We start from the raw sequence: 15928 nt of genomic DNA, 5'->3' as shown, positions 1-15928 counted from the left end.
GGGCGGCGGGCGGTCAGCCCGTGGAGCGCGGCGTGGGCGTGCCTGTAGCGCGACGCGGTCCGTCTGGCAAGCCGCCCCCGCCCGCCGTCAGCCCGCCCAGCGCTCGCGGATGGCCTCTATTGCGTCCAGGTTGTCCAGGAAGACCTGCACCACGGCCGGGTCGAACTGGGTGCCGGAACCCGCCACGATGGTGTCGCGGCATTCGTCGCGCGTGAAACAGCGCTTGTAGGGGCGCTCGCTGCGCAGGGCGTCGTACACGTCCACCAGCGACACGATGCGCGCCTCCATGGGCACGTCGCGGCCCGGCAGGCCGAAGGGGTAGCCCGTGCCGTCCCAGCGTTCGTGGTGCAGCAGGGCCAGGGTGCGGGCCAGGGCCAGGAAGGGGTTCCCGTCCTCTTCGCGGGCGGCCAGGTGCGACGCGCACGAGGCGCGCGCCTCGTCCCGGTCCAGCGGGCCAAGCAGTTCGCACCCGAAGGCGCAGTGGCGGCGCATCAGGTCCCATTCTCCGGCCTCCAGCGAGCCGGGCTTCAGCAGGATGCTGTCCGGAATGCCGATCTTGCCCACGTCGTGCAGCGGCGCGCACTGGCGCAGCATGTCGCAGCGGTCTTCCGGCAGGCCCAGCGCACGGCCCAGCAGCGCGCTGATCTCGCCCACCCGGATGACGTGCATGCCGGTCTCGTTGTCCTTGTATTCGGCGGCCCGGCTGAGCCGCTGGATGATCTGGCGGCGGGTGCGCTCGATCTCTGCGGTACGCTCGCACACCATGGACTCCAGCCGCTGCTGGTAGGCGCGGTTTTCGCGCAGCAGGCGGGCCCGTTCCAGCACCTTGCCCAGGGTCAGTTGCAGGATGTTGAAATCGTGCAGGGGCTTGGTGATGAAATCCCACGCTCCGGCGCGCATGGCCCGCACGGCGTCCTCCACCACGCCCACGCCGGACAGCACGATGGTGGGCAGGTCGGGGGCCAGTTCGCGGGCGTGGGCCAGGAAGGCGTACCCGTCCATGACCGGCATGTTCAGGTCCACGATGGCCGCCTCGACGCCGGGCAGGCCGGCCTCCAGCATCTTCAGCCCCTGGCGGCCGTCGGCGGCCTCCAGCGTTCCGTAGTCCATGTCCTCGAGGAAGGCGCACAGCGAGCGCCGCAGCCCTTCCTCGTCGTCGACGACCAGCACGCTCATTGCGGGTTCCTCCCGTTGGCGGGGGCGGGGTCCACGGGCAGTTCGATGATGAAGCGGGTGCCCTTGCCCGGCTCGGATTCCACCTCCATCCGGCCGCCGTGCCCCTTGGTGACGATGAAGTACGAGACGGACAGGCCGAGGCCGGTGCCCACCCCCGGCGCCTTGGTGGTGTAGAACGGCTCGAAGGCCCGGCGCTGCACCTCGGGCGGCATGCCGGGGCCGTTGTCGGCCATGACGATGCGCACCCCGCCCGGCATGGCGGAAACGTCGATGTCGATGCGCGGGGCCTCCACGGGCGGGTCGGCGGCGGCCATGGCCTGGGCCGCGTTGCGCAGCAGGTTGACGGCCACCTGCTCGATTTCCGTTTCCGTGCAGTTGATGGAGGGCAGGTCGTCGTCCATGCGCAGGGCGACGTCTATCTTCCGGAAGTCGTAGCTCTTCTTCAGGTCGTAGTCGCTCTGGGCCAGGGTCAGCGCGCGGCGCAGCACGCCCGGCAGGTCGCAGACCTTGCGCCTGGATTCGCTGCGGCGGCTGAATTCCAGCATGTGCCGGATGATGGCTGCGGCGCGCAGGGCGGCGGACTGGATGTCGCCCAGGAACACGTCCAGCTTGCGCTCGCGCATGTAGCGGGCCAGCAGTTCCATGTCGAGGCCCATGGCCCGGGCCACCTCCAGGTTCTTGGCGAAGTCTGGCCGGGTGCGCTGCGCCATGTTTTGCGCCGCCTGCAACACGATGCCGAGGGGGTTGTTGATCTCGTGCGCGATGCCCGCCGCGATGCCCCCCAGCGAGACCATCTTTTCGGTCTGGATGATCATCTCCTGCATCTTCTTGATCTGGGTGATGTCGCGCAGCACGGCCATCACGTGGTCCTCGCCGTCGATGTGCAGCAGCGCGCAGGACAGCAGGCAGCTCATGGGCGTGCCGTCCTTGTGCCGGGCCGCGAATTCGTGGTTGCGCAACTCGCCGTCGCGCCGGAGCTGGCGGTAGGCGTCGCGCAGCGAGGCGCCGGGGACCACGATGGCCAGATCGCTGGCGGGGGTGGCCAGCACTTCGTCGCGCGTGAAGCCGAACATGCGGATGAACGCGTGGTTCACGTCGCGCACCGTGTCGTCGTCCAGCCGGGCCACCACGATGGCGTCGGGGCTGAGCTGGAAGAGCTGGAAGAACTTCTGCTCCGACTGGCGCAACTGCTCCTCGGCCTGCCTGCGGACGCTTACGTCCTCTATGGAGCCGTCGAGGAAGCTGGGCCTGCCCTCCGCGTCGAACTGGAGCGAGGCGTTGACGATGGCGTGGAAGGGCGTGCCGTCGCGGCGCAGCAACCGGCATTCCATGCGCACGCCCGAGGGGTTTTGCCGCAGCATGCCCAGCAGAAGGTCCCGCTGGGCCGGGTCGTAATGGATGGACAGGGGCGCGCGCAGACGCAGCAGTTCTTCGCGGTCCGCGTAGCCCAGCATGCGCGCCAGGGCGGGGTTGGCGTCCATGAATCCGCCCTCGAAGCCGGTGCGGAAGATGCCGAGGGGCGCGTTGTGGAAGATGGCGCGGTACTTTTCCTCGCTGGCCTTCAGGGCGGCCTCCGCCGCCTTCATCTCCGTCACGTCCACGGTGATGGACAGGATGGCCTCCTCCCCGCCGAAGGACACCGGCACGGAAGAGAAGATGATGTGCCGGGGGGAGCCGTCCGGCCTGCGGCTGCTGGACTCCACGCCGTGCACGCCGCCCGTCTCGCGCACCCTGCGGCGGAAGGCCGCGGCCTCTTCCGGCGTCATGGTGGAGAAGCGCCGGGTGTCGCCGCGCAACACCTCGTCCCTGCCCATGCCCTGGGCCTCCAGAAAGGCCCGGTTCACGTCCAGCAGGGCCCCGTCGGACATGCGGTTGATGACGATGGCGTAAGGGGCGTTCTCGAAGATGGTGCGGAAGCGCCGCTCGCTTTCCAGCGCGGCCTCGCGGTGCTGCTTCAGGCTGTGCACGTCCACGTTCAGCCCCAGGATGCGCGTGGGGCGGCCGGCCGCGTCCCAGGCCACGGCCTGGCCCTTGCCCAGCACCCAGCGCCACTGACCGTCGGCGTTGCGCATGCGGAATTCCGATTCGTAGCTGCCCGTGCCGCCGGACGCCATATAGGCGGCAAGCACCGAGGCGGTCCGTTCGAGGTCGTCGGGATGCATCAGGCTGAACCAGCCTGCGCGGGTAAGGGGTGTGCTGTCCGGCTGGTATCCCAGCATGGTGTACCATTCAGGGCTGCAATAGGCGGTATCCGACTCCGGCTGGTACTCCCAGATGCCCGCGTTGGTGGCCCCCAGCACCAGGGCCAGGCGGGTGGCCTGTTCCTCGGCCTTGCGGCGCGCATGGTCGAGGGCGTCCACCTTTTCGCGCAGCCTGCGCCGCAGCACCGAGGTGACCAGGGTGAGCCAGGCCACCACGACCACGGCGGCCACGGCGGACACGCGCAGCATGCGGCGCTGGTCCTGGGTGAGCACCCCGCCGGTGTCCAGGCGTATCCAGCGGGCCTTGGTGCGTTCCAGTTCGTCCGGTGGAATGGCGGCAAACGCCTTGAGCACCGCGCTGCACAGCAGGGGGTGCTTTTTGCTGATGCCCAGGCTGAGGGGGTAGTCGAGGTCGGCGGTGCCGACCACCTTCAGGTTGGGCAACTGCTCCTTTTCGATGTAGTGGGCTGCCACGGCCTGGTTTTCCACCATGGCGTCCACCACGCCGAAGGACACGTCGCGCAGGCCGGTCTGCACGTTGGGCACGGGCACCACCTCGATGCGCCCGTCCGGCGACATCTGGCGGACGTACGCCTCGGTGACGTAGCCCTGCACCACGGCCACGCGCCGCCCGGCGAAGTCGGAAAGCCCGCGGCCGTCCTCCTCGCCGCGTCGGGCGATGATGGCGGTGGGAATGTCCACGTAGGGCGGGGTGAACTGGGCGAAGCGCTCCCGCTCCGGGGTGCGCACGATGACGGGGACGACGGCGATGTCGCCGCTTTCCAGCGCCGCGAGCTGGCTGGGCCAGTCCGGAGCCGGGGTGTTGATGAAGCGGGCCCCCAACTGCTGTTCGACCAGGGCCATCACATCGGCGGCCAGCCCGTGGAACGTGCCGTCCGGGGACAGGTTTTCGTAGGGCGGAAAGTTCTTGTCGAAGTACAGGGTGAGCTTGTCGGGGTTGTCGGCAAGCCAGGTCTGCTCCGCCTCGGTCAGCGCGGCCCGGGCCAGGGCCGGGAAGGGACACGGCAGGCACAGGGCCATGGCCGCCAGCAGCAGCGCCACGTACGGCGCGGCGCGCTTGCGGAGAGGCCGGAGAGGCCGGGGAGGCCAGGGAGACCGGACGGGCGGGGCGGTGGGCGCGGCATGGCGGTCCGGGAGCATCTGTAGCCCTCCGTGTGCGCCGCCCGTTTCCGGCGGGGCGGCATGATGGCGGATGGTTCCAGTATGGACCAGTTGGCGGGGCCGCGCAATGCACGCGCCGTTTTTTCGTTTCTAATGCGGACACCGGACCGCGAACCGCCCGATACCGGCGGGGACCGTGGCCCCATCGGCCCCCCCCCCGGCCCCCTTGGCCCCCATCGGCAGGGTCCGCTTGCGGAGGGGCCGCCGTTGCCTGTACTTTCTGCGTTCGCAGGGGGGCTGCCGGGGAGAAAGTGATGCCTTGCCGACACGTTGGCGCGTGCAATCCTCTGCGTGGCGTGGTATGCTGCGTCATGGCCGCCTGTACCTGACGCACGGCGGGGGCCGGTGAAGGATGGTGGCGGGCCGGGGCCGGAACGGCGGCCCGCACAGGGGGACAGTATGGACTTCATCAGCATCGGGGAACGGACGCAGGCCCGCTGGCAGCAATCGCTGGATACCCTGGCGCGGCTGCTGGGCATTCGCGTCGCCGCCATCATGCGACGGCACCCGGGGGGGCTTTCGGTGCTGCTTGCCAGCGACACGGCGGGCAATCCGCTGGTGCCGGGCATGCGCATCGCCACTTCGGCGGGCGGAACCTACTGCGACGCGGTCATCGAGGCGGGCCAGCCGGTGTACGTGCAGAACGCCCTGGACGACCCGCGCTGGCGCGACAGCCCCATGGCGCGGGCGGGCTTCGTCGCGTATCTGGGCTATCCCCTGCTGCTGCCCGACGGGCAGGTGTACGGCACGCTGTGCCTGCTGGACACGCGCCAGTGGCCGCCGTCCGACGTGCACCGGTCCATCGTGTCCGACTTTCACGGCCAGGTGGAGGAAACCCTGGCCCTGATCTACGAGAACGCCCTGTTCGGCGCGCAGCAGGACACCCTGCCCTCGGCCGCGCTGACCGTGGACACCCGGGGCGTGGTGGCGCGGGCAAACCGCCGCTTTCCGAAGCTGTGGGGCATCGATGCCGACGCCGCCAGCCTGGCCGGACGTCCGCTGGCCGAGGTGAAGGCCCTGGCCGCCGCCCGCCTGCCGGACCCCGCCGCCATCGACGCCGCCCTGCCCGACGCCCCGGCCCGCGAAACAGGCGGGCCGTCCGCCCGCCCGTCCGCCCGGTCTGGCGGGACTGGCGGGACTGGCGAAACTGGCGGCCTTCCGGTGCAGCTGGCCGACGGCCGCGTGCTGCGGCGCACCTTCCGCACCCTGCGCGACGAGCACGGACGGGTCTGGGGCAGCCTGTGGCTGTTCGAGGACGTCACCGCCGAGGTGCGCGCGCAGGAAGCGCTGCGGCGCAGCGAGGAACGGCTGAAGCTGGCCCTGGACGCCGCCAGCGAGGCGCACTGGGACTGGAATTTCGAGACCGGCGAACTGTATTGCAGCCCGCGCTACTACGAAATGCTGGGGTACGTGCCCGGCGAGTTCGAATGCACCCACGACGCCCTGCGCGACCTGGTGCATCCCGACGACATGGCCGACGTGACGGCCGCCCTGTGCGTGCCCGAGGGGGGCGTTACCGTGCCCGGCCTGTCCGGCCTGTCTGGTCTGTCTGGCCCGGCCGTTGCCCGCGTGGTGGCCGGGGCCTGCGGGGTGGGCCAGTTCGAGGTGCAGTTCCGCCTGCGCACCAAGGACGGCGGCTGGAAGTGGATGCTGGCGCGCGGCCGCGTGCTGGCCCGGCGCGAGGACGGTTCCCCCGCGCGGGTGGTGGGCACGCACATGGACATCACCGCCGCCGTCAGCCAGCGCCTGGCCCTGGCCCGCAGCGAGGAGTTGTTCCGGGGCATCTTCAGCACCGCCTCGGTGGGCATCGTGCTGCTGGACCGCTTCGGCCTGCTGGTGCGGGTCAACGACGCCTGCGCGCGCATGCTGGGGTACGCCACGGAAGAAATGCGCGGCCAGCACTTCAGCCGGTTCATGCACGAAGAGGAAACCCCGCTGGCCGCCACCATCCTGGCCAACCTGCTGGCCCGCACCCAGGACGCCAGCCGCCTGCAACACCGCCTGCGCCACAAGGACGGCGGCTACCTGTGGACCGACATCAGCGCTTCGCCGCTGGTGGGGCCCGACGGCGAGGTGGAGTCGGCCCTGGCCATCATCACGGACATCAACGAGCAGCGCGCGGCCCAGCAGGCCCAGGAGGACAGCGAGCGGCGCTACCGCGCCCTGTTCGAGAACGCGCAGGTGGGCATCTTCCGCACCCGGATTTCCGACGGCCGGTTCCTGGAGGCCAACGCCCGGATCATCGAAATGTACGGCTGGACGGACCGCGCGGAATTCCTGGACAAGATGCGCGCCACCGAATGGTACGTGGACCCCGAGGCGCGGGGCCGCGTGCTGGCCGCGCTGCTGCACCGGGGAGAGTTCCGCAACGTCGAGGTGGAAATGCGCCGCCGCGACGGCTCCACGGTGTGGTTCGAATATTCCGGCAAGCTGGCTGGCGACACCATCGTCGGGGTGGCCCAGGACGTCACCCAGCGCAGGGCGGCGGAAGCGGCGCGCCAGCGGTCGGAGGCGCACTACCGGCTGCTGTTCGAGGCCGCCGCCGACGCCATCTTCCTGCATGACACCGAGGGGCGCTTCCTGGACGTGAACGAGGTGGCCTGCCGCCGTCTGGGCTACACCCGGCGCGAACTGCTGGACATGACCCCGCACGAACTGGATGCCGTGGAATTCGCCGAGCAGGTGGGCGAGCGCATCCAGCGGCTGCGCGAGGAGGGCTCGCTGACCTTCGAATCGGCCCATCGAACCCGGAACGGCACGGTCCTGCCCGTGGAAATCCATGCCAAGCTGCTCGACTTCGACGGCAGGCCCGTGGTGCTCAGCATCGCGCGCGACATCACCGACCGCAAGCGGCTGGAACAGGCCCTGATGCGCGAGGCCACCACCGACCCGCTGACGGGCATCCGCAACCGGCGGCAGTTCTTCGTGGACGCGGAGCGCGAGATGGGCCGCGCCACCCGCTACGGCCGGCCGCTGACCGTGCTGATGCTGGACCTGGACCGCTTCAAGCGCATCAACGACCGCTTCGGGCACCACGCGGGCGACGCCGTGCTGCTGGGCTGCGTGCAGGCCTGCCAGCAGTCGCTGCGCGATACCGACATCCTGGGGCGGCTGGGCGGCGAGGAATTCGCGGCGGTGCTGCTGGAGACGGACCTGGACGATGCGCTGGCCGCCGCCGAACGGCTGCGCCGGGCCGTGGAGGAAATGGCCGTGCCCTTCGGCGGCCAGACCCTGCGCTGCACGGTGAGCATCGGCATGGCCCTGCGCGGGCCGGGCGACGCGGCGCTGGACGACATCCTGCGCCGGGCGGACTCGGCGCTGTACTCCGCCAAGGAGGCGGGCCGCAACCGGGTGATGCTGGCGCGCGCCACCAACGGCGGAATGGAGGACCAGAACCGCCGCTGGAGCAGCGGCGGCGTACCGCGCAACGGCTGACCGGCACGCACCGCGCCGCCGTGTGCCGGGAACGGCCGGGGGCGCGGGGACCGGTTACGGCGCGACCGGCTCGACCGGTGTGACGGGGGCGGCTGGCTCGGCAGGGGCGGCTGGCTCGACCGGTGCGACGGGGGCGGCTGGCGCCTCCTGCGGAGAGGGCTGCGGCTCTGCCGTGGGGGCCGGTGCGGCATTCTCCCCGGGGGGTGTTGCTAGTGCGGCGGCCTCGCCAGCGCTTCCGTTGGCCGGGGTGCCCTGCGTCGCCCCCCTGGTCCGCCCGCCCCGCTGGAAGCGGTTCACGGCGCGGTTGTGTTCGTCCAGCGTGGCGCTGAACTGGTGCGAACCGTCGTTGCGCGACACGAAGTAGAAATAGCCGTGCTTTTCCGGCGCGGTGGCCGCGCGCAGCGAGTCCAGCCCCGGCGAGCAGATGGGGCCGGGGGGCAGGCCGGGGCGGCGGTAGGTGTTGTACGGGTTGGCGGCGTCCTGGAGGTGCGGGCGGCGCAGGTTGCCGTCGAAGGTCTCGCCCAGGCCGTAAATGGTGGTGGGGTCCGCCTGCAACAGCATGCCGGTGCGCAGCCGGTTGGCGTACACCCCGGCCACGCGGCCGCGTTCCGAGGGCTGGCCGGTCTCCTTCTCCACGATGGAAGCCAGGATGATCAGCCGCCGCAGCTCGTCGCGGACGGGGCGGCCGTCGGGCCAGACCTGCGCGGCGCGCCGCCAGAAGGTGTCCACCATGCGCCCGGCCACGGCGCGGGCCGATTCCCTGTCCGGCACCGGGGACTTCTTGAGCAGGTAGGTGTCGGGGAACAGGAAGCCTTCCGCCGTGTCGAAGGGGATGCCCCAGTGGCGCAGGAAGGCCGGGTCGGTGATCACCGCGCGGAAGTCCTCCACGGTGACGAAGCCCTCGGCCTCCAGCAGGCGGGCGGTTTCCCACCAGGTCAGCCCTTCGCGCAGGGTGATGCGCGACAGCACCGGCTGGCCGTTCACCAACTGGTCCAGCACGCGGAAGGGCGTCCAGTTGCTGTGCACCAGGAAGCGCCCGGCCTTCAGCGAGGTTTCCCAGCCGTGGTAGTGGGCCAGCAGCTTGAAGCGCCAGTCGCTGGTCACCGCGTCCTTGTCCACCAGTTGCTTCGTCACCCTGTCGAAGGTGGCGCCGGGCTCCACGTCCACGTACACGTCCGTTCCAGCGGGGCCGGGCGCGGCGGGCGGGGTGCTCAGGAAGCGCCAGGCGTCGTAGCCCGCATAGCCGCACGCCAAAAGGCCCAGCAAGGTCAGCGCCGCCAGCGCGCGCAGCAGGAGGCGCAGCAGGGGGCGGCTGGGTGGCGTGGGGGACGACACCGGCTCGGGCGTTTCCGGTTCCGTTGGTTCCGCCGGCTCGGGCGTTTCAGGCGCGACCGGTTCCACTGGCGCCGCCGATTCCGCAGACTCCACCGGTTCTACCGGCTCTGCCGATTCCGCTGCTTCGCCTGACTCCGCTGCTTCGCCTGGCTCCGCAGCTTCACTTGGTTCCGCTGCTTCACCGGACGGGGACGTTGCGGGCGTGCCGGGCGCGTCTCCGGCGGGGGGGGCTTCCGGTGTTGCGTCTGTATCGGGTACGGGTGCGTCGGCTACGGGTACGTCAGGAGTGGGCGCGTCCGCAGCAGCCGCCGACGGGTCGGAATTCGGGGGGGCTTTGGGGGTATCGCTCATGCGGTGATGCTGTCCGGTCAGGCGGGGGTACGCCGGGATTCAGGCAGGTTGAGGAACGATTGCAGGATGCGCGCGGCCGCCTGCTGGTCCACCACGGCCTCCAGCGCCTTGCCGGAAAGCCCGGCGTCGCGCAGGTCGTCCTCGGCCTCGTAGGAGCTCAGGAATTCCTCCATGAGGTAGACGGGCAGGGTGGTGCGGCGCTTCAGCCGTTCCACGAAGTTGCGCACCTGCCGGGTGGTCAGGGTGTCCGTGCCGTCGTGCAGCAGGGGCAGCCCCACCACGAAGGCGTCGGCGCGTTCTTCCTCGGCCACGGCCAGCAGTTCGGCAAAGAACCGGTCGCGGGTGGTCATGACGATGGTGCGGCGCGGAAAGGCCATGCTGCCGCCCGTGTCGCTGGCCGCGATGCCGGTGCGTTTCGTGCCGTAGTCGATGCCGAGGTACTTCATGGCAGGCCGGATGCTACGCCAGCGGGCGCGGCGGGGCAAGTCGCGGGGCGGCGACGGCCCTGCCGCGCGCCGTCCTACAGCGTCGAATCGTCCACCACCCGCACGCCCCCCTCGTCCCTGGCGTGGTCGGCGGCCTTGCGCAGTATCTTGCGCCAGTCCGCGCCCTTGGCCAGTTCGGCCAGCCATTCCAGGGTATGCAGCACGGGGCGCTTGTCCTTGAGGGCCAGCATGGTGCGCTTGATGCCCACCTTGCACGAGGGGCAGCCCACGATGATGGGCGCGCCGTCGGCGTAGGTCATGAAGTCCGCCTCAAGGCGCATCCGCTTGCGGGCGCGCAGCTTGTTGTAGATGGCGGGCGAGGTCATGGCGCCCATGCCCGATTCGCCGCAGCAGCCGGGGTTCACGCGCACCTTGGCCCCGGTGAAGGCGGCCACGGCCTGCGCGTAGATGTTGGCGGCCTTGCCCTTGTGCACGCCCACCCATTCGGCGTGGCACGAGGGGTGGTAGAGCACCTCGGTTCCGGCGGCGGGCTTGGCCGTGCCGGTAAGGGCGTCGGCGGACAGGGTGTTGGGGGGCAGCCGTTCCAGCAGGAACTGCACCATGTCCATGTGGCGCATGGCCGGGGCGTCGCCGCGCGCGCCCAGCAGTTCGTGGCGCTGGATGCCGTCGCGGCACGAGCCGCAGGCGGTGATGACGTGGGTGACGGAAAGCCCCGCCGCCCGCGCCTTGTCCAGGGCGGCCCTGATGGCCTGCACGTTGTGGTCGCGGTTGGTGGCGAAGGCGTTGTCCGCCCCGGCGGACAGCAGCGGGTAGCCGCAGCACAGGTGCTGTTCCGGCATGACCACGGCCACGCCGGACTTGAGCATCAGCATCAGCCCGGCCAGGCCGATGTTGCGGTAGAACAGCCCGCCCCCGCAGCCGGGGAAGTAGAACACCGCTTCCACGGGTTCGCCGGTGGCCGCCGCGCGCTCGCGGGCGCTGGCGGGCACGAAGATGCCGCCCTTGCCCAGGTGCAGGGTTTCCGCAAGGTTCTTGTAGCCCACCTCCGGGCCGGGACCGGCAAAGAGCGGGTTCTCGAAGCGTTCGCGCCACCCGGCGGGCACCAGCCCCATGAAGCGGTTCTGGAAGCGCTGGCCCATGGAGGCGGCCTTGGCCGCGCGGGGCACGCGCGCCGCCGGATCGGCCGACAGCCATTCCAGCACCTTGCGCTTGATGGGGTGGCCGCCCGCGTTCTCCGATTCCAGGAAGGCGCGCATGGCCAGGGCCACGCCCGACGAATCGATCTTCACCGGGCAGACCGAGGTGCAGCGGCCGCAGCCGGTGCAGTGCTCCATCATGGCGCGCAGTTCGCCCAGCAGGAAGGGGTCGGGCCGGCCCTTGTTGACCTGCGAATAGTACACCGCCTCCACCAGCGCGCCGAGGGCGATGTTCTTGTTGCGCGGGTGGTATTGCAGCGACTGTTCCGGGTAGAACATGGGACAGACCTGCTTGCACTTGCCGCAGCGGGTGCAGATCTGCACGTTGGCCAGCAGCGCGATGAGCCGTTCCTTGTCGGGCAGGCCGCTCTGGCGGATGTCCTCGATGAGCCGGTTGAACGAGAAGGTGAACGGCCGCACCGGCAGTTCGCGCTGGGTCAGCTTGGCCGGGTTCAGCACGTTGCGCGGGTCCACGCGCTCCTTGAAGGCGCGCAGGGCGTCCATCTTTTCCTTGCGCAGGAAGGCGATCTTGGTGATGCCGATGCCGTGCTCGCCGGACACCTCGCCGCCCACTTCCTGCGCCTTCGCCATGACGCGGTGGGCCACCTGCTCGGCGTTGTGCAGCATGACCGGGTCGTTGGAGTTGACCGGGATGTTGACGTGGCAGTTGCCGTCGCCCGCGTGCATGTGGCTGGCCACCTCGATGCGGGTGGCCTGCATGTGGTCCTTGATGCGCTCTATCTTGCGGGCCAGGTTGGGGTGGGCGTTGGCAAGCTCGCCCAGGAACACCACGGCGCGGATCTGCATTTCCTCGTCCGAGATGTCCTTGGCCGAAACCTCGCCCTTGGCCACCTTGGAGGCGTAGGTGAATTCGCGGTTGAACTCCTTGTCGTCCAGCGGCATGCCCGCCAGACGCCCCACCTCTTGCAGGGCCGAGCGGTAGGCGGCGGCCGCGCATTCCAGGTTCACCTGCTCCAGAAAGTCCGCGAACTCGGGCACGCCGTCGATGGGGATGACCACGTCCTCGTTGATCTTGAAGCCCGAGGTGCGGCGGGCGATGGCGGACAGCTTGTGGCGGTCCTCCCAGAACACCTCGGCTTCCTTCTCGTCGCGCGCGGCAAAGATGTCCGCCCCGTCGTAGGGGTTCACGATGTCCAGGATCTGGTGCACGGCGCGATCCAGGTGGAACTCGTCGTCGCCGTCCAGTTGCACGATGAGCACCGAGATGGGGTCGCCCTCGTACTCCGTGGACTTCTTCTTGTATTCTATGGCCTTGACGTACTTGGAGTTGAACTCCTCCAGGGCCGATATCTTCACGTGGTCGCCTTCGCGGCGGATGGTGTCGCGGTAGCCCACCACGTCCTTGATGACCTGCATGGCGTTGTTCATGGAACGCCCGAAGAATTCCAGCACCAGCACCCGCTGGTGGGCCGGTTTCTTGTGCAGCACGAAGCAGGCTTCGACGATGATGCCGTCCACGCCTTCCTTCTGCATGCCGGGCAGGCCGCCCAGGGTCTTGTTGGTCACGTCCTTGCCGAGGCCCGGCAGGCGGATTTCGTCGCCGCGCAGCGACACCACGTTGCGCACGCCGCCGCTCAGGTCGCGGATTTCGAAGGTGGCCGTCTCGCCGGGCATGATCTTGTGGCGCGGGTGGTCCACGCGGGCCACGTCGATGATCTCGCCGGTGGGGGTGACCATGCGCCACGAGAGCAGGTTGTCGAGGGTGGTGCCGTATTCGAAGGCGAAGGGGCCGCCCGCGTTCTCTGCGATGTTGCCCCCGATGGACGAGGCCAGCTTGGAGGCCGGGTCCACGGTGAACAGCAGGCCCTTCTTGCCCGCCGCCGCGATGGCGTCGTTGGTGATGACCCCCGCCTCGCAGCACAGCACCCTGTTCTGCTCGTCGATGCTGACGATGCGGGTCAGGCGGCCAAGGCTCAGGATCACCGTGCGCTTGCGGGCGGGCACTGCCCCGCCGGTCAGGCCGGAGCCGCCGCCGCGCGGGATGATGGCGAACTTCATCTCGTTGGCCAGCTTGACCACCGCGCTGACCTGCTCGGCCGAGGCGGGGCTGACCACCAGCATGGGCAGTTCCATGCGCAGGTCGGTGGCGTCCGTCGAATTTTCCACCAGCGCGCCGGGGCGGGTGTCGATGCATTCGCGCGGCATGACGGCGGCCATGCGCTTCACCAGTTCGTCGCGGAAGGCCACCTCGGCCTCGTGCGCGCTCCAGAACATGGTGATGCCTTCGCCGATGCTGGTGGCGTAGTGGTGGGCAAGTGCCGCCTTTTCGCCCTCGAAACGCGCGCGAACGCTCGCTTTCACCGTTTCCGCGTCGATGAACGGGTTGTACACGACCAGAAACAGTTCTTCCGCGATTTCGATGGCAAGGTGGCGCACGGACTCTGGCCAGTCCTCGAATTCGTCCAGATTGATGCGCAGGATGCGGTTGACGACGAAATCCGCGGATATGGAGATATGCGGGCCTTTATGGGGCATGAGCGGGCTCTCTCTCGGGTTGCGGTGAGAGGAAGCCGTAGACTATAGGCGCGCGCGGCCCGGTTGGCAAGTTGAGTGAGCGCACGATTTTTTGGCGGGAAGTGTGCCGCACGGGAACCGGGGCGGTACCGGCATGGGCCGGGGCAGCCGGTTTCCGGCGCGTGCCGGGCAGGAACCCGCCACGCAAGCGGGGCCGCCCCCGCCAAAAAAATGTGCGGGAATTTTCCTGCATTGCTGGTTAGCATCAGCAAAATGACGCTATGATGGTTCATGAATAGAATGTTGTATGGTGCTATGTTATATACAGTTTGTGCGTGCGAACAGTGTATTTTCATAGCATCAACCCGCACACGTTAACTGTAAGATCAATCAATTGATTGTAATTGACACATCGTCGCAATTGGTGTGTAGCGTTGTGCAAGCTCCAAGAAAGGAGGACCGCCATGCCGCACGCACTGCCACGCGCCGATGTCATGGGACGCCTTGCCGCGGACAACCCGTGGTGGGCCGACGAGATTGCCCGCCCCTTCGCGGCGGATCTGCCGCAGCGCGACCACTTCGCGCCGTTCTTCGAACTTGCCGCCGACTGTGCCCTGCACCGGGCCGTGGTGCTCATGGGGCCGCGCCGGGTGGGCAAGACCGTGCTGCTGCACCAGATGGTGGACAACCTGCTGAAGCAGGGGGCCGAGCGCCGCCAGATCCTGTTCGCCACCCTGGACGCCCCGGCCTACACCGGCATGGGTCTGGCCGACTTCGTGGAACTGGCCGCCGAGATGGCGGGCCTGGACCCCGCCCGGCCGGGGTGGGTCATCTTCGACGAAATCCAGTACATGGCCGACTGGGAACACGGCCTGGACGCGCTGGCCGCGCGCTGGCCCGCGCTGCGCTGCACGGCGTGCGGTTCCGCCGCGCCCGCCCTGCGCCGCATGGGCGACGCCGAGGCGGCCGGGCGCTTCGCGGTGTACATGCTGCCGCCGCTGTCCTTCGCCGAATTCCTGCGCCTGTCCGGCGGGCAGCGCCGCGACATGAAGCAGCTGTTCACGCCCGAACGCATGGACGAACTGAACGAACTGCTGGTGCGGTACATGAATTTCGGGGGGTACCCCGAGGCCGTGGTGTCCGAACGGGTGCGCGCGGACATGACGCGCTTTCTGCGCAGCGAGATCATCGACCGGGTGCTGTGCAGCGACCTGCCCGGCCTGTACGGCATCTCGGACGTGCAGGAGCTGAACCGCCTGCTGGCCGTGCTGGCCCTGAACAGCGGGCGCGAAGTGACTCTGGAAGACCTGCGCGGCGAATCGGGCATCGCGGTGAACACCCTGAAGCGCTACCTCGATTATCTGGAAGCCGCCTTCCTTGTGGTGCGGCTGCGGCGCATCGACGACGCGGGCCGCCGCTTCCGGCGCGACCGCAGCTTCAAGGTGTACCTGGCCAACCCCTCCATGCGCACGGCGCTGTTCGCGCCCATCACCGGGCCGGACGACCCGGCCCTGCAACCGCTGCTGGAAACCGCCGTGGTGGGGCAACTGCTGTGCAGCCCGGCGCTGTCCAGCAACACCTGCTACGCCCGCTGGGACGGCGGCGAGGTGGCGCTGGTGGGCCTGCACCCGGTGCACGGCAAGCCGGTGCTGGCCTTCGACATCCGCTGGAGCGACGAGGGCATCGCCACGGGCGCGCGGGGCAGGACGGGCGGCAACGGCAGCGGGTCCACGCCCCTGCGGCCCCTGTTCGAGTTCGCCCGGCGGCACAACGTGCGCAAGGCGTACGTGACCACCCGCACCACCTTCACCGTGGGCGTGCAGGGCAAGACCGAATTCTCGTACCTGCCCGCGGGCATGCTGGCGTTCACCCTGTCCAGCCAGGCTGCGGAGCGTATTTTCGCCAAGCTGGTGACGGCGGATGTGGGGTAGGGGCGAAGCAGGGGGAAGAAGGGCACTGGCCGGAATTCCAGAGTATTGTTGACGAGTGGCCCGCCCCCGCCGTGGGGCGGCGGGACGAAACAGTAAGCCGGGCGGCGCGATACGCGTCGCCCGGCTTGCTCGTGTCTCCGGCGGCAGGACCGCGAAAGGCCGTGCCCGGGCGGACCGTGGTTTCCGCCCCCTGCACCGGT

At 69.5% G+C, this 15928-nt stretch carries 7 protein-coding genes; 2 read left to right on the top strand and 5 right to left on the bottom strand.

Annotated features, from left to right (window positions below):
• Positions 1–87 precede the first annotated feature (87 nt).
• Both ACR4XJ_RS14225 and ACR4XJ_RS14220 read right to left on the bottom strand, forming a co-directional pair.
• Positions 88–1176 carry an HD domain-containing phosphohydrolase gene (locus tag ACR4XJ_RS14225; RefSeq protein WP_434755826.1) on the bottom strand — a complete coding sequence of 363 codons (1089 nt, stop codon included), beginning with the start codon at positions 1174–1176 and terminating at the stop codon, positions 88–90.
• Positions 1173–4439 (bottom strand): PAS domain S-box protein, encoded by a 3267-nt coding sequence (locus ACR4XJ_RS14220; RefSeq protein WP_434755825.1) that lies wholly within the window; start codon positions 4437–4439, stop codon positions 1173–1175. The genes ACR4XJ_RS14225 and ACR4XJ_RS14220 overlap by 4 nt, the downstream gene beginning before the upstream one ends.
• A 519-nt stretch (positions 4440–4958) precedes the next feature.
• Between ACR4XJ_RS14220 and ACR4XJ_RS14215 the strand changes: the two genes are divergently transcribed.
• Positions 4959–7994: a sensor domain-containing diguanylate cyclase gene (locus ACR4XJ_RS14215; RefSeq protein ID WP_434755824.1), complete on the top strand. Its 3036-nt coding sequence runs from the start codon at positions 4959–4961 to the stop codon at positions 7992–7994.
• A 54-nt stretch (positions 7995–8048) separates the two neighbouring features.
• Here ACR4XJ_RS14215 and mltG read toward each other — a convergent pair whose 3' ends face one another.
• From mltG to ACR4XJ_RS14200, 3 genes are all read right to left on the bottom strand, one after another.
• Positions 8049–9395 carry an endolytic transglycosylase MltG gene (gene mltG, locus ACR4XJ_RS14210; RefSeq protein ID WP_434755823.1) on the bottom strand — a complete coding sequence of 449 codons (1347 nt, stop codon included), beginning with the start codon at positions 9393–9395 and terminating at the stop codon, positions 8049–8051.
• Positions 9396–9697: 302 nt separating this feature from the next.
• Entirely contained in the window at positions 9698–10126 is a 429-nt protein-coding gene (ruvX, locus tag ACR4XJ_RS14205; RefSeq protein WP_434755822.1) for a Holliday junction resolvase RuvX, read from the bottom strand.
• Positions 10127–10200: 74 nt separating this feature from the next.
• Positions 10201–13818, bottom strand: coding sequence for an FAD-binding and (Fe-S)-binding domain-containing protein (locus ACR4XJ_RS14200; RefSeq protein WP_434755821.1), 3618 nt, complete (start codon positions 13816–13818; stop codon positions 10201–10203).
• A gap of 443 nt (positions 13819–14261) precedes the next feature.
• Here ACR4XJ_RS14200 and ACR4XJ_RS14195 point away from each other — a divergent pair, with 443 nt between their 5' ends.
• Positions 14262–15728: an ATP-binding protein gene (locus ACR4XJ_RS14195; protein ID WP_434755820.1), complete on the top strand. Its 1467-nt coding sequence runs from the start codon at positions 14262–14264 to the stop codon at positions 15726–15728.
• Positions 15729–15928: the final 200 nt, after the last annotated feature.

The sequence above is a fragment of the Nitratidesulfovibrio sp. D1 genome, assembly GCF_051133415.1.
Classification (GTDB): Bacteria; Desulfobacterota; Desulfovibrionia; order Desulfovibrionales; family Desulfovibrionaceae; genus Cupidesulfovibrio.
Note: the sequence above shows the minus strand (reverse complement) of the source record. Positions and strands in the feature narration are given on the sequence as shown.

Bases quoted from the DNA above. Each gene is read 5' to 3' on its own strand.
- ACR4XJ_RS14195 (WP_434755820.1), top strand. From the start codon at position 14,262: ATGCCGCACGCACTGCCACGCGCCGATGTCATGGGACGCCTTGCCGCG.
- ruvX (WP_434755822.1), bottom strand. From the start codon at position 10,126: ATGAAGTACCTCGGCATCGACTACGGCACGAAACGCACCGGCATCGCG.
- ACR4XJ_RS14225 (WP_434755826.1), bottom strand. From the start codon at position 1,176: ATGAGCGTGCTGGTCGTCGACGACGAGGAAGGGCTGCGGCGCTCGCTG.
- ACR4XJ_RS14215 (WP_434755824.1), top strand. From the start codon at position 4,959: ATGGACTTCATCAGCATCGGGGAACGGACGCAGGCCCGCTGGCAGCAA.
- ACR4XJ_RS14200 (WP_434755821.1), bottom strand. From the start codon at position 13,818: ATGCCCCATAAAGGCCCGCATATCTCCATATCCGCGGATTTCGTCGTC.